At 64.7% G+C, this 25,192-nt stretch carries 19 protein-coding genes and 4 pseudogenes; 9 read left to right on the top strand and 14 right to left on the bottom strand.

Going from position 1 to position 25,192, the window contains the following annotated elements; translation table 11 throughout:
* Positions 1-19: 19 nt before the first annotated feature.
* Positions 20-1,167, top strand: a pseudogene (locus tag DIE17_RS31895) (IS3 family transposase); the annotation flags it as partial.
* A 235-nt stretch (positions 1,168-1,402) separates the two neighbouring features.
* Here DIE17_RS31895 and DIE17_RS31890 read toward each other — a convergent pair.
* The 4 genes from DIE17_RS31890 to DIE17_RS31875 form a co-directional block, all read right to left on the bottom strand.
* Positions 1,403-2,539 carry a porin gene (locus tag DIE17_RS31890; protein WP_124921630.1) on the bottom strand — a complete coding sequence of 379 codons (1,137 nt, stop codon included), beginning with the start codon at positions 2,537-2,539 and terminating at the stop codon, positions 1,403-1,405.
* 134 nt (positions 2,540-2,673) lie between these two features.
* Positions 2,674-3,219, bottom strand: a complete 546-nt coding sequence (locus DIE17_RS31885; protein WP_124921629.1) for a GAF domain-containing protein — start codon at positions 3,217-3,219, stop codon at positions 2,674-2,676.
* On the bottom strand, positions 3,216-4,577 hold the full coding sequence (locus DIE17_RS31880; protein ID WP_124921628.1) for an MFS transporter: 1,362 nt from the start codon (positions 4,575-4,577) through the stop codon (positions 3,216-3,218). Before DIE17_RS31880 ends, DIE17_RS31885 begins: the two co-directional genes overlap by 4 nt.
* A 33-nt stretch (positions 4,578-4,610) precedes the next feature.
* The gene (locus DIE17_RS31875) at positions 4,611-5,846 is read right to left on the bottom strand and encodes an amidohydrolase family protein (protein WP_124921627.1); all 1,236 of its coding nucleotides are present in this window, start codon (positions 5,844-5,846) and stop codon (positions 4,611-4,613) included.
* 137 nt (positions 5,847-5,983) lie between these two features.
* Here DIE17_RS31875 and DIE17_RS31870 point away from each other — a divergent pair, with 137 nt between their 5' ends.
* Complete coding sequence (locus DIE17_RS31870; protein ID WP_260439278.1) at positions 5,984-6,964, top strand: LysR substrate-binding domain-containing protein; 981 nt, start codon at positions 5,984-5,986, stop codon at positions 6,962-6,964.
* A gap of 308 nt (positions 6,965-7,272) precedes the next feature.
* Here the strand turns inward: DIE17_RS31870 and DIE17_RS31865 are convergent.
* Positions 7,273-8,000 (bottom strand): annotated as a pseudogene (locus tag DIE17_RS31865) (IS3 family transposase); the annotation flags it as partial.
* Positions 8,001-8,176: 176 nt separating this feature from the next.
* On the opposite strand from DIE17_RS31865, the pseudogene DIE17_RS31860 reads away from it, so the two are divergent.
* A pseudogene (locus tag DIE17_RS31860) lies at positions 8,177-8,935 on the top strand (LysR substrate-binding domain-containing protein); the annotation flags it as partial.
* A 363-nt stretch (positions 8,936-9,298) separates the two neighbouring features.
* On the opposite strand, the pseudogene DIE17_RS31855 reads toward DIE17_RS31860, so the two are convergent.
* A pseudogene (locus DIE17_RS31855) lies at positions 9,299-9,739 on the bottom strand (transposase); the annotation flags it as partial.
* 358 nt (positions 9,740-10,097) lie between these two features.
* On the opposite strand from DIE17_RS31855, the gene DIE17_RS37620 reads away from it, so the two are divergent.
* Positions 10,098-10,304, top strand: a complete 207-nt coding sequence (locus DIE17_RS37620) for a hypothetical protein (protein ID WP_185735410.1) — start codon at positions 10,098-10,100, stop codon at positions 10,302-10,304.
* 282 nt (positions 10,305-10,586) lie between these two features.
* Here DIE17_RS37620 and DIE17_RS31845 read toward each other — a convergent pair whose 3' ends face one another.
* The 3 genes from DIE17_RS31845 to DIE17_RS31835 form a co-directional block, all read right to left on the bottom strand.
* A complete protein-coding gene (locus DIE17_RS31845; RefSeq protein ID WP_124921625.1) occupies positions 10,587-11,741 on the bottom strand; it encodes a YhcG family protein in 1,155 nt (384 codons plus the stop codon).
* Entirely contained in the window at positions 11,738-12,016 is a 279-nt protein-coding gene (locus DIE17_RS31840; RefSeq protein ID WP_059571965.1) for an HU family DNA-binding protein, read from the bottom strand. The genes DIE17_RS31845 and DIE17_RS31840 overlap by 4 nt, the downstream gene beginning before the upstream one ends.
* A gap of 537 nt (positions 12,017-12,553) precedes the next feature.
* Positions 12,554-12,895 carry a hypothetical protein gene (locus DIE17_RS31835; RefSeq protein ID WP_124921624.1) on the bottom strand — a complete coding sequence of 114 codons (342 nt, stop codon included), beginning with the start codon at positions 12,893-12,895 and terminating at the stop codon, positions 12,554-12,556.
* Between the two features lie 81 nt (positions 12,896-12,976).
* Here DIE17_RS31835 and msrB point away from each other — a divergent pair, with 81 nt between their 5' ends.
* The 4 genes from msrB (at position 12,977) to DIE17_RS31815 (ending at position 17,596) form a co-directional block, all read left to right on the top strand.
* Positions 12,977-13,507 (top strand): peptide-methionine (R)-S-oxide reductase MsrB, encoded by a 531-nt coding sequence (gene msrB / locus DIE17_RS31830; RefSeq protein ID WP_124921623.1) that lies wholly within the window; start codon positions 12,977-12,979, stop codon positions 13,505-13,507.
* 37 nt (positions 13,508-13,544) lie between these two features.
* Positions 13,545-15,416 carry a cytochrome c biogenesis protein DipZ gene (locus DIE17_RS31825; RefSeq protein ID WP_124921622.1) on the top strand — a complete coding sequence of 624 codons (1,872 nt, stop codon included), beginning with the start codon at positions 13,545-13,547 and terminating at the stop codon, positions 15,414-15,416.
* 93 nt (positions 15,417-15,509) lie between these two features.
* The gene (gene msrA, locus DIE17_RS31820) at positions 15,510-16,253 is read left to right on the top strand and encodes a peptide-methionine (S)-S-oxide reductase MsrA (protein WP_044847214.1); all 744 of its coding nucleotides are present in this window, start codon (positions 15,510-15,512) and stop codon (positions 16,251-16,253) included.
* Positions 16,254-16,474: 221 nt separating this feature from the next.
* Complete coding sequence (locus DIE17_RS31815; RefSeq protein WP_124921621.1) at positions 16,475-17,596, top strand: aromatic ring-hydroxylating dioxygenase subunit alpha; 1,122 nt, start codon at positions 16,475-16,477, stop codon at positions 17,594-17,596.
* 65 nt (positions 17,597-17,661) lie between these two features.
* Here the strand turns inward: DIE17_RS31815 and hydA are convergent, their stop codons facing one another.
* The 5 genes from hydA to DIE17_RS31790 form a co-directional block, all read right to left on the bottom strand.
* Positions 17,662-19,119, bottom strand: coding sequence for a dihydropyrimidinase (gene hydA, locus DIE17_RS31810; protein ID WP_124921620.1), 1,458 nt, complete (start codon positions 19,117-19,119; stop codon positions 17,662-17,664).
* Between the two features lie 46 nt (positions 19,120-19,165).
* Positions 19,166-20,674: an NCS1 family nucleobase:cation symporter-1 gene (locus DIE17_RS31805; protein WP_124921619.1), complete on the bottom strand. Its 1,509-nt coding sequence runs from the start codon at positions 20,672-20,674 to the stop codon at positions 19,166-19,168.
* A gap of 99 nt (positions 20,675-20,773) precedes the next feature.
* Complete coding sequence (gene preA / locus DIE17_RS31800) at positions 20,774-22,090, bottom strand: NAD-dependent dihydropyrimidine dehydrogenase subunit PreA (RefSeq protein WP_124921618.1); 1,317 nt, start codon at positions 22,088-22,090, stop codon at positions 20,774-20,776.
* A 73-nt stretch (positions 22,091-22,163) separates the two neighbouring features.
* Positions 22,164-23,501 (bottom strand): NAD(P)-dependent oxidoreductase, encoded by a 1,338-nt coding sequence (locus DIE17_RS31795; protein WP_124921617.1) that lies wholly within the window; start codon positions 23,499-23,501, stop codon positions 22,164-22,166.
* Positions 23,502-23,629: 128 nt separating this feature from the next.
* On the bottom strand, positions 23,630-24,910 hold the full coding sequence (locus DIE17_RS31790) for a Zn-dependent hydrolase (RefSeq protein WP_124921616.1): 1,281 nt from the start codon (positions 24,908-24,910) through the stop codon (positions 23,630-23,632).
* Between DIE17_RS31790 and DIE17_RS37615 the strand changes: the two genes are divergently transcribed.
* Positions 24,903-25,142 (top strand): hypothetical protein, encoded by a 240-nt coding sequence (locus DIE17_RS37615; protein WP_185641032.1) that lies wholly within the window; start codon positions 24,903-24,905, stop codon positions 25,140-25,142. The genes DIE17_RS31790 and DIE17_RS37615 overlap by 8 nt on opposite strands.
* The last annotated feature ends 50 nt before the right edge of the window (positions 25,143-25,192 follow it).

Genomic DNA, 25,192 nt, shown 5'->3' with positions numbered 1-25,192 from the left:
CAAGAAGGAGGTGCGGATCATGTCCAAATACCGAGCGCCCTATGCACCGGAATTTCGGCAACAGATCGTGGACCTGGTTCATGCCGGGCGTCGCCCCAAAGAACTAGCCAAGGAGTGCGGTCCGAGCACGCCGACCATCTACGGCTGGGTTGCCCAGGCCGATCGTGACGCCGGCATACGACACGACGGATTGACCTCCGCCGAACGCGAAGAGCTATCGCGTCTGCGCCGCGAGAACCGCCAGCTCAAGCTTGAGCGCGAGATCCTGGCAAAAGCCTCGGCCTGGTTTGCGAGGGAGACCGGAACGCTGCCCGACAAGGGTTCGAGTTCATGAAAGCGAATCAGGCCACCTGGCCTATTGCGACGATGGCACGGCTGCTGGGGGTCTCTGCCAGCGGCTTCTACGCCTGGCGTCGACGAGCGCCCTCGGCGCATGCTTGCAGTGATGCCGATCTGTCGGCCCGCATCCGGGCCATCTATGCCGGCTCACGCGGCACCTACGGCGTGCCCCGCGTTCATGCGGAGCTTGCTGAGCAAGGTATCCATGTCGCGCGCAAACGGGTCGCACGACTGATGCGCATTGCAGGTCTGCGTGGCGTGAGCCGGCGCAAATGGATCACCACTACACAACGACAAGCCGGGGCACGCGCCGCACCAGACTTGGTGCAACGGCACTTCAACGCCGATGCGCCGAATCGTCTGTGGGTCGCCGACGCGACCTTCGTACCGACCCGCGCAGGCTTTCTCTATCTGGCCGTGGTGCTGGACGTGTTCAGTCGCCGTATCGTCGGCTGGGCGATGGGCCGCCACCTGCGCACGGAACTGATGCTCAAGGCCTTGGATATGGCGCTGGCGCAATGCCACGCCAAGGGCGTCATTCACTATTCCGATCAAGGTTGCCAATACACCTCCCTGGCGTTTGGGCAGCGTTGCCGCAAGGCCGGCGTGCGCCCATCCATGGGCTCTGTGGGCGACTGCTTCGATAACGCCATGTGCGAGTCGCTCTTCGCCACGCTCGAATGTGAATTGCTCGCGCGCACGCGCTTCGAAAACCACGAGCAAGCCAGCCGCGCGATCTTCTCATTCATCGAAGGCTGGTATAACCCGCATCGCCGCCACAGCAGCCTTGGCTATCGCTCGCCGATCATCTACGAGCAGATCCACCGCGAACAAAACCGAACATACTCGCCGAGCGAGTTGCCCACCGCCGGCCAGCGTCATGGTCGTGATAGGCGACCCGCTGGCCGGCCGTGGACAACTCGCAGCGCCACGTCAAACGGAGGAACCCCACCTGCTTAAAATTTAACTGCCCAACCGTTCACGGAAACGGGTCAGCCTCAGCCCAAAGTTGTGCTTGCCATATTGATCAGAATGAAAATATGTTGAAATTGTTTAGCAAACTTCAGAAGTTATGCCGAATGCCCGCGCGGACCGCAACTTGATTGCCCGTCGAGGAGGGCGTTAAGAATGTCAGCGCGGCTACCGCTGCTTTTCCAGTTGAATCAATCCCCGTTGCGTGCTCCCACGACGTCGTTGCATAGAGCAGAGTCCGCTTGGAAAGGTTGTACCAGGCACCCGCGTTAAGTTGCAGGTACTTCGCGGTTTCGGCTTTGGTGTAGTCGTATGACGTTCCCAGCATGAAAGCGGGCGTTACATTGTAGGTAGCGAGGGCTTCGAAATTGTTGAACGTCGCCGTCCCGGAGAATGGCGTCGATGACGTGCGAACCACGTTTTCGAACCGGGTGTTCGTATAGGTGAAGCCGATCAGTGCTTGCCCCAGTCGATAGTTGATACCGGCACCGGCGACCTGCAAAGCTCGCGCGGACGTGTAGCCGCTGAATGTCGGGTTGGTGATCGGATTGACGAAGATACCTCCCGCGACCGGAGCCGCGGATGCGTCATAGATGGATGTGGCCGGATTGTCTATGCGCGAGAAGACGGCCGCAGCACTGAGCGCATTACCCGCATAACTGAGACTAACGGACTCCTTCTTCCCGTTCGAGAAATCACCCGAGACGCCCCCAAAGCTGAACAACGTCGAAACTTTGAATCCCGCATAAATCGGCGAGACATACTTGATCGAGTTGCTCAGCGAATAATCGCCCCACACGTTGTCGACATCTGCCGCATGCGCCGCGAGGATGCCACCGAGGCGGCTCGACGCAGACAAACCGATCAACGAATCGAGAACTAAATCATACTGACGGCCCATCGTCACAGTGCCGAACGGCGACCCCATGCCAACGTAAGCCTGTCGCCCGAACAGGCGGCCACCGTTATTCATTGTTCCTCTGTTGATGTCGAAGCCATTCTCCAGACGCGCCAGCGCACTGTACCCGCCGCCAAGGTCTTCTTTTGTGAGGAAGCCCCATTTGCTGCTACCAAGCGCGCCATTCGATGCCTGAATATTGCTGTGCCCACCTTGATTATTGGTGTAGGTAATACCGTCGTCCACCGTCCCATACAGCGTAACCGTGCTCTGCGCATGGGTTCCCGCTGCAGCCGAGATGAACATCGCTGCAAGACATACCTTTTTCATTTGTGCTCCTAACCTGTGGCGTGAATCTTATTTAATACTGATACGGTCAATTTAGTAATACGAATTATGTGATTGATGAGACTGAATCGAAATCGATGCAAAGCCCTGAGCAACAACATCCAGGTGCGGATAATCTAAACGCTCTCCAGCCTGGAAAAATCCACCGATGCCACCGCCTCTTGCTCCACCTCTTTCGCCAGTAGAAACACCGGTGCGCAAATGCCCGACACCAGATGCATCACCCGCTCGTCGGTATGTTCGTAAGCATGCCGGTGATGCAGAAGATTGAGCGATCCGATTACACTGCCCGCGCCCCAGATGGGAAGGTTGAGCACCGAGTGCAGGCCGCGCTCGATCAGCAGTTCCGCTTCGGAAAACACGGAGCGGATATCGGCCTCGTTGTTGCCGATGTAGTGTCGCCCCTGGTCCAACACTCGCGCCGACCAGGGGCCCTTGCCCGTGGCCTTGAAGCCGCCCGGCGGACTCACGGTTTCATCGGTTGAGAAGATGCGACGCATCAGGCGCTGATCCTTCAGGTACACCAGACCCGTCAGCAGGCTGTAGCCGAAGACAGATTCAGCAAGACGCGAAATGACGGACCACTGCGCCTCGGCGCCTTCGGCCTGGCCCAACCCGCACGCGGCCTGTGCGAGGCCCTCCAATGTCTGCTCAAGTGTCATTCGTTGATGCCCTCCAAGGTCATGCCTTGCGTGTTTTTGCCGAAGAACAGAATGCCCAGCCCGCCGACAAAGAGCACAGCGGTGATCAGCACGAACACCCCGCCGAAGCCCAGCACCGGATAGGCGGCGCCGACGATGGTGGGCGAAGCGATCGATCCGATACGGGCGAGCGCCGAAGCCGTGCCCATGCCGGTAGCGCGAATGGAGGTGGGATAGATCTCGGCCGTGTAGGTGTACTGGCCGGCGATCACGCCGTTCATGCCGAAGGACAGCAGCATGCTGTAGAGGACAATTTCCGTATCACCCGCGGCAAAAGCCAGCCCCAGCGCGGCCAAACATGCGACCAGCATGTAGGCCAAAATTGTATATTTGCGGCCGATCTTGTCGTTCAGATAGGCTGCGGAGTAGTAGCCGGGAATCTGCGCCAGATAGATCAGGATGGTGAACGAGAAGCTCCTGGTGATGGTAAAGCCCTTGGTCACCAGAAGACTGGGAATCCAGACCAGGAAGGCGTAGTAGCAAAAAATGACGGCAATCCAGAACACCCAGACCACGATCGTGGTGGTGAGGTATTGCGGCTTGAACAGAACGCCCAGCCGCCCAAAGAAACTGTCTCGCCCGTCGGCGCTGGACGGTGTCGCATGGTGCGGGCCTTTTTCCGGGTCCGGCAAAGGCCGACCCGTGGCGCTTTTTACTTGAGCCTCGATGGCGTCGCACACGCGCGCCGCTTCGTCATGGCGGCCCACATCTTCGAGCCAGCGCGGCGACTCGAACAGCGCGCGCCGCATCCACAGCAGGAGCACCACCGGTAGCGCCGCGATAACCATGAGATAGCGCCAGCCACCGGGACCCGTCGGCACAACCAGATAGCCCAGCAGCGCGGACAGCACGAAGCCGAATGAGAAGAACCCAGCCAGTGCTCCCGTGAAGCGGCCACGGTAGCGGCTGTTGACGAACTCCGTCAGATATGGCGCGACAATGGCGCCTTCGGCCCCCATACCGACACCAGCGATCATGCGCAGGATGTAGAATTCATGGAAGTTCGTCGCGAATGCGTTGGCGAAGGTGGCGACACAAAAGAGCACCAGCGACCACATCATCACCACCTTGCGTCCGAAGCGGTCGCCCAACAGGCCCGACAGCAGCGCACCGACCAGGAAGCCGACATAGGTGCTGCTGGCGATCCAGCCCGCCTGACCGCCGGTCAGGTCCCATTTCGCGCGCAGCGACGGCAGGATGAAGGCGATGATCCCCGCATCCAATGCTTCAAAGGCCAGCCCCAGCCCGCCGATGATGAGAAGTTTGAAGTGAAAGCGGCTGAACGGCAAACGCTCTAGGCGTTCCGATACGGTGTACATGGATTGTTCTCAAGGACGATGGGTGGATGTCGATCAGAGGCAGTTCTTATGGATGACGCCGTCCTGCATGACGAGCTTGATGGCCGTGTCATGCCGGGTCAGCAATCCAATGTCATCGAGCGGATTACCGTCAATCAACAGCAGATCGGCATAGGCTTGCTCCGCAACCTCGCCCAGCAGACCCGCGTGGTTCAGGATCTCGGCGCTGATCAGCGTCGCCTGCTGGATCGTCTTGGCATTGCCGAGGACCTTGGCGCGCAACAGCAGTTCTTCCGACTGCATGTGGTGCGTTTCGCCCAGCAGGTCGGAGCCGTAGCCCATCTTCACGCCTACCTTGTCCAGCACCTTCAGCGCCTCCAGGCCGTTGGTGCGCACCCCGGCTATCTTGCGCACCGATTCGGGCGGCAGGCCGTACTTGGGGCCGTCGTTGGCCAAGCCCTCGTACGTAATGAGCGTGGGCACCATGTAGGCACCTTTCTCCTTCATCAGTTTGGCCGTGGGCTCATCCACCAGGTTGCCGTGCTCGATGGTGCGCACGCCACACTGGATGGCGCGCGTAATGGCCTTGGGTGTATAGGCGTGTGCCATGACATAGGTGTTGGCGTTGCCTGCCTCTTCCACGATGGCGCGCAGTTCAGTCTCGGAAAAACCCATATTGGTAATCGGATCATTGGGAGAGGCCACGCCGCCGGAGGCCATCACCTTGATCTGCGATGCACCTTTCAGGATTTCCTCGCGGACCGCGAGGCGACAGGCATCGACGCCATCCACCACGCGGGCAATGTTGCCGATCTTGTAGGCGCACGCACAGGGGTCTTCGAGGATGTCATTGCGGGCGCGGAAGTCGCCATGCCCGCCGGTCTGGGACAAGGCCTTGCCGGCGCAGAACAGGCGTGGCCCGACTACCTGCCGGGTTTTCACCGCCTCGGCCAGCGCCCAGTCGGCACCGCCGGCGTCGCGCACTGCGGTAAAGCCGCGGTCCAGCATGCCCTTCATAATCGGCAGGGCCCGCAGCAGCGCTAGCGCGTTGGGCATGCGGGCGACTGCGCCCAGGTTAAAAGACGAGGCCATCACATGCACGTGACAGTCGATCAGGCCGGGCATCAGGGTCATACCGTTGGCGTCGATTTCCAGCGCGCCTTCGCACGCCAGCTCGGTACCTCCTATTTTCTGGATGATGCCGCCCTGGATCAGCACAGCATGAGTAAAATGCAATTCAAGATTTCGGGTGTCGAGAATCCTGGCATTTCGGATAAGAGTCGGTTGCATAATTTTTTGATTCGCTAGGCGCAGCTATCGTTGTGTTCACGTTGAACATTAGTGACGACAAAAAGCAGCGTCTGCGTGTTTCTTGGCCAGCTTTCTGCCAAATAGTTCTACCCTCATGAGTAACACTCATACAAGCTATGCGAAGACGTTGCCCTACCATCTCGGAGCTGAATGCCTTCATCGTTTCGGCACGGCATTTGTCCTTTTCGAAGGCAGCGAAAGAACTCTTTGTGACGCAAAGTGCGGTCAGCAGACATATTGGAGAGCTTGAGGGGTACCTCGGGCATCTGCTTTTCATCCGGTCCCGAAATGGCCTGGCTCTAACCCATATCGGCGAAAACTATCTTAAGCAGGTGCGACCCGCCCTACAGACTTTGGAAAGCGCCACCACGCAGGTGATGTCCACCGCCAAGGGCACCCATTTGCTAAATCTGTCGGTGGCTCCCACCTTTGCAGCCAACTGGCTGCTCTGCAGGCTGGAGGGATTCAGGTCGCTCAACGCAGACGTCTCCATCAACTTCGTGCGTTATCACACCATCGACAGCATGGAGGCCGGTCCTGACTATGACGCATCGATTCAATACGGCTACGGAGACTGGACAATTGCAGAGGCCACCTATCTCATCGGCAAGGAAACCAGCGTGGTATGTTCACCGGCCTATCGGGACCGATGTGCCATCAAACACTTCATTGATCTGAAAGACTGCACGCTGCTGCAGCACAACGAGATTCCGTCAGCCTGGGAAGACTGGTTTATCGCTTACGTCGGCGAGCACAAGAGCGCCCGTATCGGCCCTGGTTTCAATCTGTTCACCTTGATCATTCAGGGCGCCGTCTCCGGGCTGGGCGTTGCGCTGGTTCCTTCCTGCCTGGTGAAGGACGCATTGACCAGTGGGCAACTAATCGAGCCTTTTAAGCAGCGCTTCGAGAGCCCGCTCGGCTACTACCTATGCGCGCCCAACTGGCGCAGCAATATGGAGAGCTATCAGCGATTTGGCGAGTGGCTGCGCCATGAGTGCCACCACGCCGACCCAACCCAGAGCCCGTTCACCGAAGAGGAAGAATTGGAGATGCAGCAATGTCGCTATTGTCAGCAGCGCCAAAAGGGAAGCCCGTAGACCTCCGGCGCGCATTGACTCAAGATTATCGCTACCAAGCGGTGCTTATCTGGCCAACAACCCGCTTCAATTCGATGCTGGCACCGTAAAGGCGCTGTCGCCGAACCGGCGGCAGCATATCAACCCCTTCGTGGACGATCTGCCAGACCTGCAGCGTCCCGTTTCGTCGCTCGAGCCGACCACTAATTTCGTCTTCAAATCAATCACGTAGGTCGAGATGCGGCGGATTTTCCGCGAATCACGGCCAAGCCTCGAACGGGGGGCGCACAAGTGGAGTTGACCCTGTAATACCGGACACAGCATCACACTTAGGTTGCTGAATCCATCGAGCGCCGGAACTCGCGAGGCGAGCGGTATTTCAGCGCGCTATGGGGATGCTTCTCATTGTAATGCTCGAACGCGATGGCCAAGTTGCGTGCAGCAGTCGCTGCGTCCGGCTTCGGCATGAAGGCGACGTAGTCGCGTTTCATCGTCTTCACGAAGCTCTCGGCCATCCCGTTACTTTGCGGGCTGCATACCGGCGTGGTCAATGGCTTCAGGCCGATGGCCACTGCGAACCGACGCGTGTCGTCGGCCGTGTAGCCCGAACCGTTGTCGCTCAGCCACTCGATTTCGGACGGCGTATGCAGTCGTTGCCAAACCGATTTTCCACTGCAGCCAGCATCACGTCGCGCACGATGTCGCCGCTGTGGCCTGCCGTCGTAGCCGCCCAGCTCATCGCCTCACGGTCACAGCAATCCAGAGCGAACGTTACGCGCAGCGGCTCGCCGTTGTCTCAGCGGAACTCGAAGCCGTCCAAGCACCATCGCTGATTGCTGCGCGCTACGGCTACCTTGCCGTCGTGTCGACGTTGGGGCCGAGGTGGAATCGGTCGGCGCTGCATCAGCAGCCCATGTGTGCGCATGACGCGATAGATTCGCTTGGCATTAAACGGCGCCAGTCCGACTGCAACGCGCTCGTTGCGCAAGATGCCCCAAACCCGGCGATAGCCATAGCTGGGCAAATCGCCAATGACCCGGCGGATCTCCTCGACCGCGGCCACCTCTCCCGCGCGCGTGATCGACAATGTGGCGATCCGACGTGACATGGTCATCAAATGGCCGGCCGACCGCAATCGTGCAGACGTCTGCATGCTCCCGACAATCTGAACCGGCGCTCAAGACGCGTTCTCGGCATCATTGAACGACTTGCCCGTCGCCACTACTGTGATTGCTATCGGAGCGCCACGCGCGCGGCGTGACGCCCACCGAGGCGGGACGCTGCGTGATCGAATATTTTCGCGAGCAGCTCGCGCACCGCGACGACCTGATCTCGCGCCTGCAGGAGTTGCGCGGGCTCAAGACCGGCCAGGTCAGCCTGGTGCTCGGCGAGGGTTTCGTCTCGGACCTGCTGGCCGGGCCGATGCAGCAGTTCTGCCGGCAGTTCCCCGGGATCCGCGTCAACCTCGACGTGGGTAGCACCAACGACGTGATCCGCAAGATCTCGAACGACGAGGGCGAGATCGGCCTGGTCTACAATCCTCCCGCCGAGCCCAAGCTGGTGTCGCGCGCGTCGAAGCGGCAGCCGATGATGGCGATCGTCGGCCCCGACTTCCCGCGCCGCAGCCACAAGGTTCTGACGGTGCAGCAGCTCGCCACCTACCCGTTGGCGGCCACCCACCCGTCCTACGGCACGCGGCAGATGATGGAGGCCGTGGAATACGCCGAGCGCGTTCGGCTCGGGCCGATCGTCACCACCAATTCATTCGCGATCCTGAAGGAGTTCGTGAAATCGGGGCTCGGCATCTCGGTGATGCCGGCCTTCGCGGTTGCGGCCGAGCTGCAGGCCAGGGAACTGTTCGCGATCGAGATCGCGCATCCGATCCTCGAGAACGCCGAGGCGCACATGGTCACGCGCGTGGGCCGCAAGCTCTCGGTGGCCGCCAACAAGATGCTGCAGATGATGACGGGGCAGATGCGGGCGTTCCGCTAGCGGGTCCTGCCCCGGCGCGTGCCCTGCGCAGCTCGAGCTTGTCCAGACACGGCTTGCACACACTCGCCAGGATGATCGTCAGTACGACGCTGCCACCGCCACGGAAAGTACGTGCGCGCCCGGAATAACCGCAAGGCCACCGAGTGACACCGGGGCAAGAATGCCGACAACACCGCGCCAGGTTGGGCCGCGGCCGCATGCGAGGCCCGAACTTAGCAGGCCGTTGAAATACTCATCGACCGGATTCAGACCACTCTCGCAAATGACATGAATTCGTTCAACCGCTCGGCAATTTTGTTGCGTCACGCCGGATTCAGCGGTAGAGACCGGCCAGTGAAGGTTTTTCCCGCCAGATTTCCTGCATTACGCGCCCTGCGGATGCACGAATCCCAACGTTCTCAGCCGCGTCAGGTTGTAGGCCGCCATCGTCAGCGTGAGCAACTGATCAACTTTCTCCAAGCCCCTCACCATCACCTGCCGGATCGGCCCGATCCGTTTGCCCCAGCCGAAGCACTGTTCGATGCATTTGCGTTTGCGTTGGCTCAATGCGTAACCGAGATGCCGCGTCGTCCGACCATCGATTGCACTTCCGCCGGTGCGCTTCGTGTTGCGTGCGACGTGCGGCGTCACGTTGTATTCGCGGCAGGCCTTCACAAAGCCACGCGTGTCGTACGCCTTGTCTGCGCCCACCGTAATACGCACGTCCGAACCCGACACATCGCGCAGCATCTCCGTCGCCACTTTGCGTTCCGCTCGGCCATTCGCCTCGCTGGCCTGAACGTTCACGACCAGACCGTGCCGGTTACCGGGCGCCGACGGCCGAGGCAGCCGCCGTAGCGCTGGATGCCTTCGACGCTGGCCCGCGGGGCACGAAGTACCGTCATCCTGATACCCCTTTATTCCACTAGATCCCGCCACGGAATAGAACCACTTAGACAAAGAATATCGCGGTGCCCTTTGACGATACACACGCCCTGACTCACTTGCTAGAGTTTCTACGTAGAAACTGTCGACTACGAGGTCCACACACGGATCACGCATTGGCTGCGCCAACTCGCAGATTTATCCGTGCACATCAACCGCCGGCGTATTCGCCGCGACAGGCAGAAAACGTTCAGCATCAGTCCGATTCGATCGGCAAGCTAAAGGAAGGCGTGCCAACATGCTGCACCTGCTCCAGCGCTTCAAGATAGCGATGGACCGGCACCGCAGCAAGTTGCTTATCATGAACACGAAGCAACGCTTCGAGTGCAGTCCGTTCCGCGTCTGTAAAAGTCCACTTGCCACCCCGCTCTGCCCGCGCAATGCATTGGTTGAGTGCGAAGTCCGCGGAGCGATAAAGGTCCGCTTCGCCGTCGGAACGCAATAGAACGCGAGCGCGAGCATATTGGACAGCGTGGCGATCGACTCGATATCACCACTGCCGCCGCAAAGCAGTGCAAGTGCGAGGTGGTGTTTGAGAGAAAGACGACGGACCTGATCAACCGGAAGAGGTAGTAGTTGCGCCTTCGTCAGTGGCCGTCGGCGCACGGTTGAGTGTTTTCGCATAGCTTGCTTGCCGTGCCAGCAACATCAAATTTTACCGGGCGACCGCTTCATCGTATTCGCCCATCCGCGCGTGTTTAAGCACCTCGGAACCTCGGACGGGAAGTCACGCCTTACGGCCCCGGCGCTCCAGTTCGATCCTGGTACGTTCCAATTCTCGCGCGAACGTGGCCTCATCCGGGAGGACCGTCTGATACTCCGCTGCGAGTATCTTGTTCGGTAAGTTGTCGAGTGCATAATGCGCCTCGGCCGCGCCTTTTTCTGCACACAGAATCAAGCCAACCGGGGGGTTTTCGCCGGGCTTCATCCAATGTTCACGCGCGTAGTTGAGGTAGAGATGCATCTGCCCCGCATCCGCATAGCTGAAGCGCCCAACCTTCAAATCGATAATGAGCAGGCATCGCAAGCGCCGGTGAAAAAACACGAGATCGACTCGAAACCAAGCGTCATCGATCCGTAGACGCCGCTGCCGACCTACGAACGCAAAGTCATCGCCGAGCTCGAGGAGAAAGTCCGACAAGTGCTGGATCAAGGCCGCTTCGAGATCCGACTCCGAATATTCGTCCTTCATGTCAAGAAATTCGAGGACAAACGGATCGCGGATCGCTTCCTCAGGCGATAGAAGATCGCCGGGTTGCGCTACAGCCGCCTTTCCGAGCAAGGACGCCTTGTTGCGTGACAGCACCAGCCGATCATAGAGCTGACTGCTGATCTGACGGTCAAGCTGCCGCACAGACCAGCCCTCACGCAGCGCTTCGGCCTCGTAAAAGTCGCGAGCAGCTTGCGCTTTTACCGCGAGGAGGCGAACGTAGGCGGACCAGGGCAACGGAAAAGCCTGAGCGATAGCATTCAGCTCAAACGCCACGCCCGGCGGCGCCTTCACCGCCGCCTTGGTTGATTTTGCAGACGCTGTCGGGACAATCCGGGCGGGCGTGGATTGTGCAGACAGTGTCTGCACAATCCGATCCGCAGGCCACGTCAAGTAAAAGGCGCGCATCTGTGCGAGATTGCGCCATCCGAAGCCGCGACCGAATCGCTCTGACAGATCGGCGCCCAAACGGCGGATCACCGCCTCGCCATAAGCGGCCCGTCCCTCCCCGCCCTGCTCGAACTCAACGATTCGTCGCCCGATCTCCCAATAGGTCGCCGTCATCAGGGCGTTCACCGTGCGAGCCGTCGCTTCGCGCGCCGACGCGACTACATCCGCAATTTCACGGTGCAGTCCCGCATAAGCGGCCTGCCCGACATCACGCTGCGTCACAGTGCGTTCACCACGTCCTTGAACGCCTTGCCGGCGGTGAACTTCACAGTATTCGCGGCCGGGATGGCAATCTCCGCGCCCGTCGTCGGATTACGTCCCGTGCGGGCAGCGCGCTGCCCCTGCGAAAACGCGCCGAAACCGATCAGCTGTACCGATTCGCCGCGACTCACCGCGTCCGTGATCGCGTCCAGGACCGCCTGGACGGTTTTGCTCGCGTCGGTTTTGCTGACGCCTGCGCCCGCTGCGACCGCGTCAATGAGTTCCTGCTTGTTCATGAACAGCCTCGGCAACAAAGTGAAAGCTGCACCCTACCTCATCCCGCTGCACACACGCAAATCGCTGGCCTCCGCCCCACCAACGCCTGCGACGGGCAGCCCACCAATGAACTCCGGCTTACACCTGTCGCGGACACGCTCGCCAAGAGCAATCGCGAACGTCTTCCGCCCGGCCAGCGCTCACACAACCAGCGGGCCGGTGCGGGCGTCATCACTCGCGCTGACTACGTGGTCCGGCTTCCGGTGTCCCACAACCTGACTGTTTCTCCAGCCGAATCTGCCCGGCCGACCTGCGCGGACTACGGAATCGTCTCGTGCCGCGTCTCCTGCCGCCCCTCTGCCCGCCACCGGCAGCCGGGCCTCGACTCAACTTTAGTCGTGTGAGCCACACGAGCCTGGGCCGTCCGCTCGATGTCCCGAAATGAAGGGTAACATAGCCCTTACTATGTTCCCCTTCATTCCGCCGGATCCTTCCTCGACATGGACCACTTCGGCGGAGCGCGCCGTGCCCCCTTTCACTGCACAACCGCGCACGTCCTAACTCGCCCCCTGAAGTTTCGACGTAAAAACTGTCAACCTTCCGCATCCACACGCGCACCACACGTCGGTCGCGCCAGCTTGCAAACTCATCCGTCTATCAATGCGCATCAGACGCTCGGTGTGATTCGCGACCGCAGCCAAACAACGCTCGTTTCCCAGTCCGATTTGATCGGCAAGCCAAAGTCCGGATTCGCCACGCAACTCGACGAACACTAAAAATCGTGGCGTGAACCGGTGCTCGGTAAATATCGGCGGCTCACCCGTTCGAAGGCTCTTCCCAGTTGGAGCATCGACGATTCCACCGCCCCCCCACGGAACACCCCAGATATCACGATTCATTTAACTTTCCGTGAGGACTTCGACACCGCCCGCCACCTACTCTGTGCGCATGTTTTCAGGACCTGCTTCCAGGAGCCCATCATGCCCACCCGCAGACATCTGCTGTTCGCCGGCGCGACCGGCCTTGCGACACTCGCGGCGCTGTCGTCGACGGGCCGCCGTGCGCTGGTCGGCCGCGCGTTCGCCGCGCCGCCCGCCGCCGGACCGACAGCCGCCCCGTTCGAGATCACCCGCAGCGACGCCGAATGGCACCGCCGCCTCACGCCCGCCCAATACACGGTGCTGCGCGACGCCGGCACCGAGCCGCCGTACAGCAGCCCGCTGAACGGCGAGCACCGCCACGGCACGTTCGCGTGCGCCGGCTGCGACCTCGCGCTGTTCTCGTCGGACACGAAGTTCGACAGCCACACCGGCTGGCCAAGCTTCTGGAAGCCGCTCGACCACGCGGTCGCGACCGCGCTCGATCCGTCGTACGGGATGTCGCGCACCGAAGTGCACTGCCGCCGCTGCGGCGGCCATCTCGGCCACGTGTTCGACGACGGCCCGCCGCCTACCGGCCTGCGCTACTGCATGAACGGGCTCGCGCTCGCCTTCCACCCGGCCGCCGCCTGACGGGCCGCCGCCTTCCCGAACCACCGGAGACCGCTCCATGCTGCTCATCGTCCTCGCCTATCTCGGCGGCGTGCTCACGATCCTGAGCCCGTGCATCCTGCCCGTGCTGCCGTTCGTGTTCGCGCGCGCCGACCAGCCGTTCGTGCGTTCCGGCCTGCCGTTGCTGATCGGCATGGCGCTCACGTTCGCCGTCGTCGCGACGCTCGCCGCCGTCGGCGGCGGCTGGGTCGCGCAGGCCAACCAGGCCGGCCGCTGGCTCGCCATCGTGCTGCTCGCGGTGTTCGGCCTGACGCTGCTGCTGCCGCGCTTCGCCGAGCACCTGACGCGCCCGCTCGTCGCGGCCGGCAACCGGCTCACCGGGTTCGCGCAGCGCGACGGCCGCCCGGCCGGCCCCGCGTCGTCGCTGCTGCTCGGCGTCGCGACCGGCCTGCTGTGGGCGCCGTGCGCGGGTCCGATCCTCGGGCTCGTACTGACCGGCGCGGCGCTGCGCGGCGCGAGCGTCGGCACGACGCTGCTGCTGGTTGCGTATGCGGCCGGCGCGGCGACGTCGCTCGGCGTCGCGCTCGTGATCGGCGGCAAGGTGTTCGCCGCGATGAAGCGCTCGCTCGGCGCCGGCGAATGGATCAAGCGCGGGATCGGCGCGGCGCTGCTGGCCGGCGTCGGCGCGATCGCGCTCGGCCTCGACACGGGGGCGCTCGCGCAGTTGTCGAGCGTCACGACGGGCGGTCTCGAGACGAAGCTCGTCGACCGGCTCGGCGGCCGCTCGCATGGCGCGCCGGCGGCGACGTCCGCGACCAGCGATACCGCCAGCGGCGACGGTGCCGCGCCCGCCAGCACAATGATGGCCGCGACGTCCGGTGATGCACCGGCGGCCGGCGCCGCGATGATGCGCACCGCCGGCACGACGCCGGCGCCGCAGGCACCGGCCGCGCTGCCCGTCGAAGGCACGCTGCCGTCGCTCGACGGCGCCGTGCAGTGGCTGAATTCGCCGCCGCTGAGCGCGGCCGGCCTGCGCGGCAAGGTCGTGCTCGTCGATTTCTGGACGTATTCGTGCATCAACTGCCTGCGCACGCTGCCGTACACGACCGCCTGGGCGCGCAAGTACGCGCCGTACGGCCTCGTCGTGATCGGCGTGCACGCACCAGAGTTCGCGTTCGAGCGCGACATCGGCAACGTGAAGAAGGCCGTGCACGACCTGGGCATCGACTACCCGGTCGCGATCGACAACGGCTATGCGATCTGGCGCGCGTTCGGCAACGAATACTGGCCCGCGCACTACTTCGTCGACGCGCAAGGGCGGATCCGCCACCACCACTTCGGCGAAGGCGAATACGCGCAGTCGGAACGCGCGATCCAGTCGCTGCTCGCCGAAGCCGGCCACCCGGAAGCGCTGAACGTGCCGCTCGGGCTCGCCGGCGCACCCGCGAAGGGCGCGCTCGCGGCGGCCGACAGCGCGGACGTCCGCTCGCCCGAAACCTATGTCGGCTATGCGCGCGCGGACGACTTCACGTCGCCGGGCGGCGTCGTGCGCGACGCGGCACACCGTTACGACGCGCCCGCGCACCCCGACCTGAACGACTGGGCCCTCGCCGGCACCTGGCAGGTCGGCGCCGAGCGCGCGACGCTCGCCGCGCCGGCCGGCCGGATCGTCTACCGCTTCCACGCGCGCGACCTGCACCTCGTGCTCGGCCCGGGCGCGAACGGCAGGCCGGTGCGCTTTCGCGTGACGCTCGACGGCGCGGCGCCCGGCGCGGCACACGGCGCGGACGTCGATGCGCAGGGCTATGGCACCGTCACCGGCCAACGCCTGTACCAGCTCGTCCGGCAGCCGGGCGCGATCGCCGACCGCACGTTCTCGATCGAGTTTCTCGATCCCGGCGTCGATGCCTATGCGTTTACGTTCGGCTGAACGCGCACGCAGTGGCGCACGCGGTGGCGAACGCCGTCACGCGCGCCGCCTCCCGTCCACCTCATTCCGTCCCGCATTTCGAAGGAGCAACTCATGATCCCGACATCCACTCGCGATTCCGCACCGCGGCGGCGGGCGGCCATGCTGCGCCGCATCGGCGCGATCGCCATCGCGGCCGCCGCTGTGTTCGGCTACCAGCGCGTCGTCAGTTCCGCGGAACCGATGCGCACCGTGCCCGCACCGACGCTCGACGAAACCCCGGGCGCCTCCCACGAGGAAACGGCCGTGCTCGCCGGCGGCTGTTTCTGGGGCGTGCAGGGCGTGTTCGAGCACGTGAAGGGCGTGAAGCAGGTCACGGCCGGCTACGCGGGCGGCGCCTCCGAAACCGCGCACTACGCGCTGGTCGGCAGCGGGCTGACGGGCCATGCGGAATCGGTGCGCATCGTCTACGACCCGACGCAGGTCACCTACGGCCGGTTGCTGCAGGTGTTCTTCTCGGTCGCGCACGACCCGACCGAACTCAACCGTCAGGGGCCCGACGAAGGACCGCAATACCGCTCCGCGATCTTCCCGACCACCGCGCAGCAGCGCGCGGTCGCGACCGCCTACATCGCGCAGCTGGGCACCGCGCACACGTTCCCGGCGCCCGTCGTCACGCGCGTCGAGCCGTACAAGGGCTTCTATCCGGCGGAGGCGTATCACCAGAACTACCTCGAGCTGCATCCCGACGCTCCGTACATCGCGTTCAACGACCTGCCGAAGGTCGCCGGGCTGAAGCAGCGCTTTCCGGCGCTGTACCGCGCCGACGCGGTGCTGTGGCGCGACGCCGGCCTGTGAGGGACCGCCGGCGCCGCGGCGGCCGGTGTGCGCGCTGACCCGGCCGGCCCGCGCCGCCGGCCGCGTTTGCGCTGCATCAACGAAACGCATGCTGTCCGGGCCGGGCAAACCCGCATCGGGTCAGCTTCGCGGGCAAACTTCGCGTAGACTTCTCCAGATCAGTCCCCCGCCGCGCACCGCGCGGCGCCCGGAACTCTCCAGCCAGCCAGGAGGCGTCACGCATGCGCGCAGTGCCTTTGTCTGACAGCAGTGCTCTCGAAGAACCGTCCAGTGGCTCGGTCGTGCGCGACCTGCGCCGCGTGCCCATCCATCCCGATCACTGGTATCCGCTCGCGTGGTCGCGCGAACTCAAGCGCGGCAAGACGCTCGGCGTGCGCTTCGCCGGCGATCCGATCGTGCTCGTGCGCACCGAATCCGGCGCCGTCTACGCGCTCGAAGATCGTTGCGCGCACCGCCAGGTGCCGCTGCATGCGGGCGTCGTGAGCGGCGAAACGCTGCGCTGCTGCTACCACGGCTGGACCTACGCGTGCGACAGCGGCCGCTGTGTCGACGTGCCATACCTCGGCCGCGATCGATTGCCGAACGGCGTGCGCGCGTATCCGTGCCGCGAGGCGCACGGGCTGATCTTCGTGTTCCCCGGCGATGCGACGCTCGCGGACGAACGCCCGTTCCCCGCGCTGGAATCGGCGGACGATCCCGCGTACAAGACGCGCCGCTTCGGTCGCGAGGTCAAGTGCCACTACTCGTTCATGCACGAGAACCTGATGGACATGAACCATCAGTTCCTGCATCGCAAGCAGATGGGACAGATGCGCGCACGCAGCGTCGGCCGCCGGCGCGGCGACGACTGGGTCGAGGTCGACTACACGTTCGCGCGTATGGAAGGCAAGCAGCCGGTCGGCGAGGCGCTCGTGTTCGGCGCCAGCAAGAAACCGACCGACCAGGCCGACAAGAGCGTGATGACGGTCCGCACGGGCTACCCGTACCAGACGCTGCAGATCCGCTCGAGCGAAGGCACGCTCGTGATGGACCTGTGGATCGTCTACGTGCCGCTCGACGCGCAGCAGCGCACCAACCGCACGTTCGGACTGCTGTCGATCCACAAGCCGGGCATCCCGTTCGCGCTCGATCTCGCGTGGCCGCTGCTGGTCTGGTTCACCGAGCGGATCTTCCGCGAGGATCGCTGGATCGTCGAGCGCGAGCAGGAAGCGCACGACCGGCAAGGCGCCGACTGGAACCACGAGGTGTTTCCGGTCATCAACGAACTGCGTGACCTGCTGCGCCAGTGCGGCGCACGCACCGTGATTCCGATCCGCGAGGCAAACCCGGGCGACGCGCGCTGACAGCGCAGCGAGCGTGCCCGTTTCGAACCCGTTTCGAACCGGCCTCGAGCCGGTTTCGTGCGTGTTCAGCCGGCGCGCTCGACCGGATGCGGCTCGCGCAGCCGGTTCGCGATGCGCGCGGCCTCGTAGTAGCCGGCCGCGGGCGGCCGCTTCAGGTAACGCCCCGCACCGCGCACGGCACGCAGTTCGCCGTCGGCCCACGCGAGCGCGCCGCGCGTGAGCGTGTGGGTCGCGACGCCCTGCACCGTCATCCCTTCGAACACGTTGAAGTCGACCTGCTGGTGATGGGTCTTCACCGAGATCGTCTTCGTCGCGGCCGGGTCCCATACGACCAGGTCGGCATCGGCGCCGACCTGCACCGCCCCCTTGCGCGGATACAGGTTGAAGATCTGCGCGGCGTTCGTCGACGTGATCCGCACGAACTCGTTCGGCGTGATGCGCCCTTGATTCACGCCGTGATGCCACAGCACCGACATGCGGTCCTCGACGCCGCCGCAGCCGTTCGGGATCTTCGTGAAGTCCTCGCGGCCCATCGCCTTCTGCGACGCGCAGAACACGCAGTGATCGGTCGCCGTCGTATGCAGCTGTCCGGCCTGCAGCCCGCGCCACAGCGCTTCGCGATGCTCGGCCGAGCGAAACGGCGGGCTCATCACGTGCGCGGCCGCACGCGTCCAGTCCGGGTCGCGATACACGGCCTCGTCGATCACCAGATGGCCCGGCAGCACCTCGCCGAACACGCGCAGCCCTTCGCTGCGCGCGCGCGTGATCGCATCGACCGCGTCCTTCGACGACACGTGCACGATATACACCGGCACGCCGAGCACCTGCGCGATGCGGATCGCGCGGTTCGCGGCCTCGCCTTCGACCTCCGGCGGGCGCGACAGCGGATGCGCCTCCGGCCCCGTCATCCCGCGCGCGAGCAGCGCCTTCTGCAACTGAAACACGAGCTCGCCGTTCTCCGCGTGCACGGTCGGCAGCGCGCCGAGTTCGAGCGAACGCGAGAAGCTGTTCACGAGCACCTCGTCGTCGGCCATGATCGCGTTCTTGTACGCCATGAAGTGCTTGAAGCTCGACACGCCGTGCTCGCGCACGAGCGTGCCCATGTCGCGGTGCACCGATTCGTCCCACCAGGTGACGGCCACGTGGAAGCCGTAGTCGGCGGCCGCCTTCTCGGCCCAGCCGCGCCATTCGTGAAACGCGTCCATCAACGGCTGCTTCGGGCTCGGGATCACGAAGTCGATGATGCTCGTCGTGCCTCCCGAGAGCCCCGCGGCCGTGCCCGAATAGAAATCGTCGCTCGCCGTCGTGCCCATGAACGGCAGTTCCATGTGCGTATGCGGATCGATGCCGCCCGGCATCACGTACTGGTCATGCGCATCGACCACCGTCGCGCCGGCCGGCGCGTCGATCGTCTCGGCGATCTGCAGGATCGTGCCGCCGTCCTGCGGGTCGGCACACAGTACGTCCGCGCGATAGGTGCGGTCCGCATCGACCACGGTGCCGCCGCGAATCAGGATTGCCATGTCGTTGCCTCCTCGTTGACTGTCGGGTGCCGCATGCGTTCGCGCATCACGCATTCGCGATCTGCGCGCGCTGTCCGGCGCGCCACTTCATCCAGGTGCCGTACACGCCGGACGCCAGCACGAGGCCGACGAACCACGCATACGTGTAAAGCGTGTTGAAGAACGCCGGCACGTTCGGGAACGACGCCGGGAATGCGGTGTGCAGGAAGCCGGGCAGGTTCGGCAGCACGCCGATGGCGAGCGCCGCCAGTGCGGCCGGGTTCCAGCCGCGCGCATAGCTGAAGTCGCCGCGCTCGTCGAACAGCGCGCGCGTATCGAGCCGCGTGCCGCGAATCAGGAAGTAGTCGACCATCAGGATGCCCGCGACCGGCCCGAGCAGCGCCGAATAGCCGACGAGCCAGGTGAAGATGTAGCCGTCCGTCGTCGCGAGGATCTTCCACGGCATCATCACGATCGCGATCGTCGCGGTGATCATCCCGCCGGCGCGATACGAGATCGCCTTCGGCCACAGGCTCGAGAAATCGTATGCGGGGCCGACGAGGTTCGCCGCGAGGTTGCAGCACATCGTGTCGAGCGTGAGGATCACGAGCGCGATGCCCACGCCGATGCCGGTCATCCGGCTCGTCAGGTCGATCGGATCCCAGATCGCGTTGCCGTAGATCACGACGGTGGCCGACGTCACGACGACCGACACCACCGACAGCAGCGCCATCGGCAGCGGCAGCCCGATCGACTGCCCGATCACCTGGTCGCGCTGCGAATGCGCGAAGCGCGTGAAGTCGGGAATGTTCAACGCGAGCGTCGCCCAGAAGCCGACCATCGCGGTCAGGCCCGGCCAGAACGTCGCCCAGAACAGCCCGGCCTTCTTGCCGCCCGCGACGAACTGCGACGGCGCCGACAGCATCGAGCCGACGCCGCCCGCCTGCGACGTCGCCCACCACACGAGCGCGACGCACATCACGACCTTGATCGGCGCGGACCAGCTTTCGAGCCAGCGGATCGAATCGGTGCCGTGCAGGATGAAGTACAACTGCAGCGCCCAGAACACGAGGAAGCATGCGAGCTGCCCGAGCGAGATGCCGACGAGCGGCAGCGCGGCGCCGTGCAGCGCGTTGCCGGTCAGGATGTTCAGCAGCGTGTAGATCGCGCTGCCGCCGAGCCAGGTCTGGATGCCGTACCAGCCGCACGCGACGATCGCGCGCAACAGCGCGGGCAGCTTCGCGCCCTGCGTGCCGAACGACGCCCGCACGAGCACCGCGTACGGAATCCCGTGCTTCGCACCCGCATGACCGATCAACAGCATCGGCACGAGCACGATCAGGTTGCCGAGCAGCACCGTCAGTACCGCCTGCCACGGCGACATGCCTTCCTGGATCAGCCCGGCCGCGAGCATGTACGACGCGATGTTCATCACCATCCCGACCCACAGCGCCGCGAAGTGATACCAGCGCCACGTGCGCTGCGCCGCCGTCGTCGGTGCGAGGTCGTCGTTGTACAGGCTGCCGGCCGGCGCCGCGGCGCTGTCGGGTTCGGCGGGAATCGCTGCTGGTTTCATCGAATGCGCTCCACGTAAACGTCGACGCCGGCATCGTGCGATGCCGGCAGAACAGGACACAAGCAGCAGCGCGGACGATACCGCGCCGCCGGACGTCGGTCAGGCCGCCTTCGCGTGCTTCTCGTGCTTCGCGGGTTCCGCCGGGCTCGCACCCGCATCAGCCCGCGCCGGGTTGTTCGGATGCGTGGTCCAGTTCGCGTAGTCGCCCGCATCGACCCGCTCCATCGTGATGCATTGCTCGACCGGACACACATGCATGCAAAGATTGCACCCGACGCACGCCGCGTCCACCACTTCGAAATGCCGCACGCCGTCCTTCACGGCGGTGATCGCCTGGTGCGACGTGTCCTCGCATGCGATATGGCACAGCCCGCACTGGATGCAGCGGTCCTGGTCGATGCGCGCCTTGATGTCGTACTTCAGGTTCAGGTATTTCCAGTCGGTGACGTTCGGTACCGCGCGGCCGCGTATGTCGTCGAGCGTCGCGTAGCCCTTCTCGTCCATCCAGTTCGACAGCCCGTCGACGAGATCCGACACGATCCGGAATCCGTAATGCATCGCGGCGGTGCACACCTGCACGCTGCCGGCGCCGAGCACCATGAACTCGGCCGCGTCGCGCCACGACGAAATCCCGCCGATGCCGGAGATCGGCAGGTTGGGCGTCTCCGGGTCGCGCGCGATCTCGGCGACCATGTTCAGCGCGATCGGCTTGACCGCCGGGCCGCAATAACCGCCGTGCGTGCCCTTGCCGTCGACGGTCGGCATCGGCGCCATCTGGTCGAGATCCACCGCGACGATCGAGTTGATCGTGTTGATCAGCGACACGCCGTCCGCGCCGCCCTTGTACGCGGCGCGCGAGCCCATCCGGATGTCGCTGATGTTCGGCGTGAGCTTCACGAGACACGGCAGCTTCGTGCCTTCCTTGACCCAGCGCGTGACCATCTCGACGTATTCCGGCACCTGGCCGACCGCCGCGCCCATCCCGCGCTCGCTCATCCCGTGCGGGCAGCCGAAGTTCAGCTCGACCGCATCGGCGCCCGTATCCTCGACGAGCGGCAGGATCCATTTCCAGTCGCGCTCGTTGCACGGCACCATCAGCGACACGATCAGCGCGCGGTCGGGCCAGTCGCGCTTCACCTGCGCGATCTCCTTCAGGTTCACGTCGAGCGGCCGGTCGGTGATCAGTTCGATGTTGTTCAGCCCCGCGATCCGCTGGCCGTTCCACTGCACCGCGCCGTAGCGCGAGCTGACGTTGACGACGTGTGGATCGAGCCCGAGCGTCTTCCACACGACGCCGCCCCAGCCCGCCTCGAATGCGCGGTTGACGTTGTATGCCTTGTCGGTCGGCGGCGCGGAGGCCAGCCAGAACGGATTCGGCGAAGTGATGCCTGCGATGGTGCAGCGAAGGTCGGCCATGTTCGGCTCCGTGTCGGTGAGAGCGTTTATCGTGGTGCGCGCGAGGTCCGCGGCGCAGGTGCGTATCGCGCGCTCACGCGGCCCGGGCGTCGCGCTGCGCGAGCGCCGCGTCGATCGCCGCCGCCGCGCGCTTGCCGTCCTGCACGGCCTGCACCGTCAGGTCGATGCCGCCCGTCGCCGCGCAATCGCCGCCGGCCCACACGTCGGGCAAAGCCGTGCGCCCGTCCGCGTCGACCGCGATGCGCGACCCGTCCTCGGTCAGCAGCGTGGCCGCGACACCGTCCGGCACCAGCGTCTGGCCGATCGCCTTCAGCACCATGTCCGCGTCGACGGTGAAGCGCTCACCCGACGCGGCCTCGAATTCGACGCCCGTCACGTGCCCGTTCGCGCCCGCGATGCGCACCGGTTTTGCGTGCGTGACGAGCATGACGCCGCACTTCTGCGCGAACTCACGTTCGGCCCAGGTCGCGCTCATCGCGTCCACGCCGCGCCGGTACACCATCGTCACGCGCTGCGCGCCCAGCTTGCGGCTCTGCACGGACGCGTCGATCGCCGTGTTGCCGCCGCCGATCACGACCACGCGCCGCCCGACCGGCACGTTCTCCAGCGGGTCGGCCTGGCGCACCTGCTCGATGAAGTCGACAGCGTTCATCACGCCGGTCAATTGCTCGCCGTCGATCGCGAGCGTGCGCACGCCGCCGAGGCCCATCGCGAGAAACACCGCGTCGTGCCGCTCGCGCAGCGCGTCGAGCGTCACGTCGCGGCCGAGCGCGACGCCCGTCTCCAGCGCGATGCCGCCGACCGACAGCAACCACTCGACTTCGCGCTGCGCGAAATCGTCGACGGTCTTGTACGCGGCGATCCCGTATTCGTTCAGGCCGCCCGCCTTCGGTCGCGCATCGAACAGCGTGACGCGATGCCCGGCGAGCGCGAGCCGGTGCGCGCACGCGAGCCCGGCCGGCCCCGCGCCGACCACCGCGACGTGCCGCCCCGTATCGGGCGCACGCGTGAAGCGCACCGCGCCGCTCGCCATCGCCCAGTCGGTCGCGTGGCGCTGCAGCGCGCCGATCGCGACCGGCTGCGCATCCTGGTGATTGCGCACGCACGCGCCTTCGCACAGGATCTCGGTCGGGCACACGCGTGCGCACATCCCGCCGAGCGGATTCGCGGACAGGATGTCGGTCGCGGCGCCCTTCAGGTTGCCGTTGCCGATCTTGCGGATGAAGCCCGGGATGTCGATCTGCGTCGGGCAGGCCTGCACGCACGGCGCGTCGTAGCAGTAGTGGCAGCGGCTGGCGGCGGCCGCGGCGGCTGTCGGATCGAGCAGCGGCGCGATATCGGCGAATTCACACGAGAGTTGCGTGGACGACAGGCGATGCGCGGCGATATCGCCGGTTGGCTGGGTGGTCATACGCGTTCCTTCGACTGGGTGGAGACAAAGCCGTCCCCGCCGGCTGCGAATGCACAGTCGGGGCGGTCATGCTTTGGAATGCCAATGTCACGCAGTGCGCAGCCTGCCGGCCGCGCTATATCCCGCCGTCATGAAGCCGGCTCGCAGGCACGCGACAGCATCGCGTGCAGCAGCACGTTCGCGCCGGCCTCGATCCACGCAGGCGTCGCGTCCTCGATCTCGTTGTGGCTGATGCCGTCGACGCAGGGTACGAACACCATCGACGTCGGCGCCACCTGCGCCAGGTAGCACGCGTCGTGCCCCGCACCCGACACGATGTCGCGATGCGAGTAGCCGAAGCGCTCGGCCGCGTCGCGCACGGCCGCCACGCAGGCCGGATCGAACGCGACCGGCTCGTAGTAGAAAATCTGCTCGAGCTCGGTTTCGAGCCCGATCTCGCCCGCGATGCGCGCGACGCCGTCGCGCAGCGCGGCGTCCATCTCCGCGAGCACGGCGTCGTCCGGATGACGGAAATCGACGGTGAAGAACACGCGGCCCGGAATCACGTTGCGCGAGTTCGGGTGAACCTGCATCATCCCGACCGTCGCGCAGCCGAACGGCGCGTGATCGAGGCCGATCCGGTTGACGAGATCCACCACGCGCGACGCCCCGAGCAGCGCGTCGCGGCGGCGCGGCATCGGCGTCGGCCCCGCGTGCGCTTCCTGGCCGGTGAACGTGATCTCGTACCAGCGCTGCCCCTGCGCGTCCGTCACGACGCCGATCGTCTTGCACTCGGCCTCGAGAATCGGCCCCTGCTCGATATGCAGCTCGAACGCCGCGTGCAGCTTGCGGCCGCCGCACGGCACGTCGCCCGCGTAGCCGATGCGCGCGAGTTCCTCGCCGATCGTCTTGCCGTCGACGTCCTTGCGCGACAGCCCGTACTCGAGCGTAAACACGCCGGCGAACACGCCCGACGCCACCATCGCCGGCGCGAAGCGCGAGCCTTCCTCGTTGGTCCAGATCACGACCTCGACCGGGTGTTCGGTCTCGATGCCGCGATCGTTCAGCGTGCGAATCACTTCGAGACCGCCGAGCACCCCGTAGATGCCGTCGAAGCGGCCGCCGGTCGGCTGCGAGTCCGCGTGCGACCCGGTGACGACCGGCGCCGCGTCGGCCACGCGGCCCGCGCGGCGCATGAACACGTTGCCCATCGCATCGACCGTCACCGCGCAGCCGGCGGCTTTCGCCCAGCCGACGATCAGGTCGCGGCCGGCCTTGTCGAGATCGGTCAGCGCGAGGCGGCAGACGCCGCCTTTCGGCGTCGCGCCGATCTTCGCGACCTCCATCAGGCTGTCCCACAACCGCCTGCCGTCGACCTTGATCGACGTGTCGAATCCTGCCCGCTTCACTGTTTCCGATACCGTGTCCATTCGTATCGCTCCTGTGGGGTCGGTCATGCCGTCATCCCGGCCGATGCCGGTGCGCGCATTGCAGCCGTCGGGGCAAACCCGCACCTGCGAGGTGCAGATGCGCATCGTTCGCGCGATTCGTCCGATCAAACGGCGTCAGGGTTGGCACTACGTTCCGCCGCTCGTCGAATCCTGTCCGATTGGACAGGTTTTAGACGATCAAAATGCGCAGCGCAATGTCTTTCTTGCGTGAATCGATCGAGCGAGAAACGTGCCACCGCATCGCAGCACCGCGCGCGCGCC

Source organism: Burkholderia sp. Bp9099, assembly GCF_003857805.1.
In the GTDB taxonomy this organism is placed as follows: domain Bacteria; phylum Pseudomonadota; class Gammaproteobacteria; order Burkholderiales; family Burkholderiaceae; genus Burkholderia.
The sequence above is the reverse complement of the archived record's forward strand: the minus strand, read 5'-3'. Positions and strand labels throughout refer to the sequence as shown.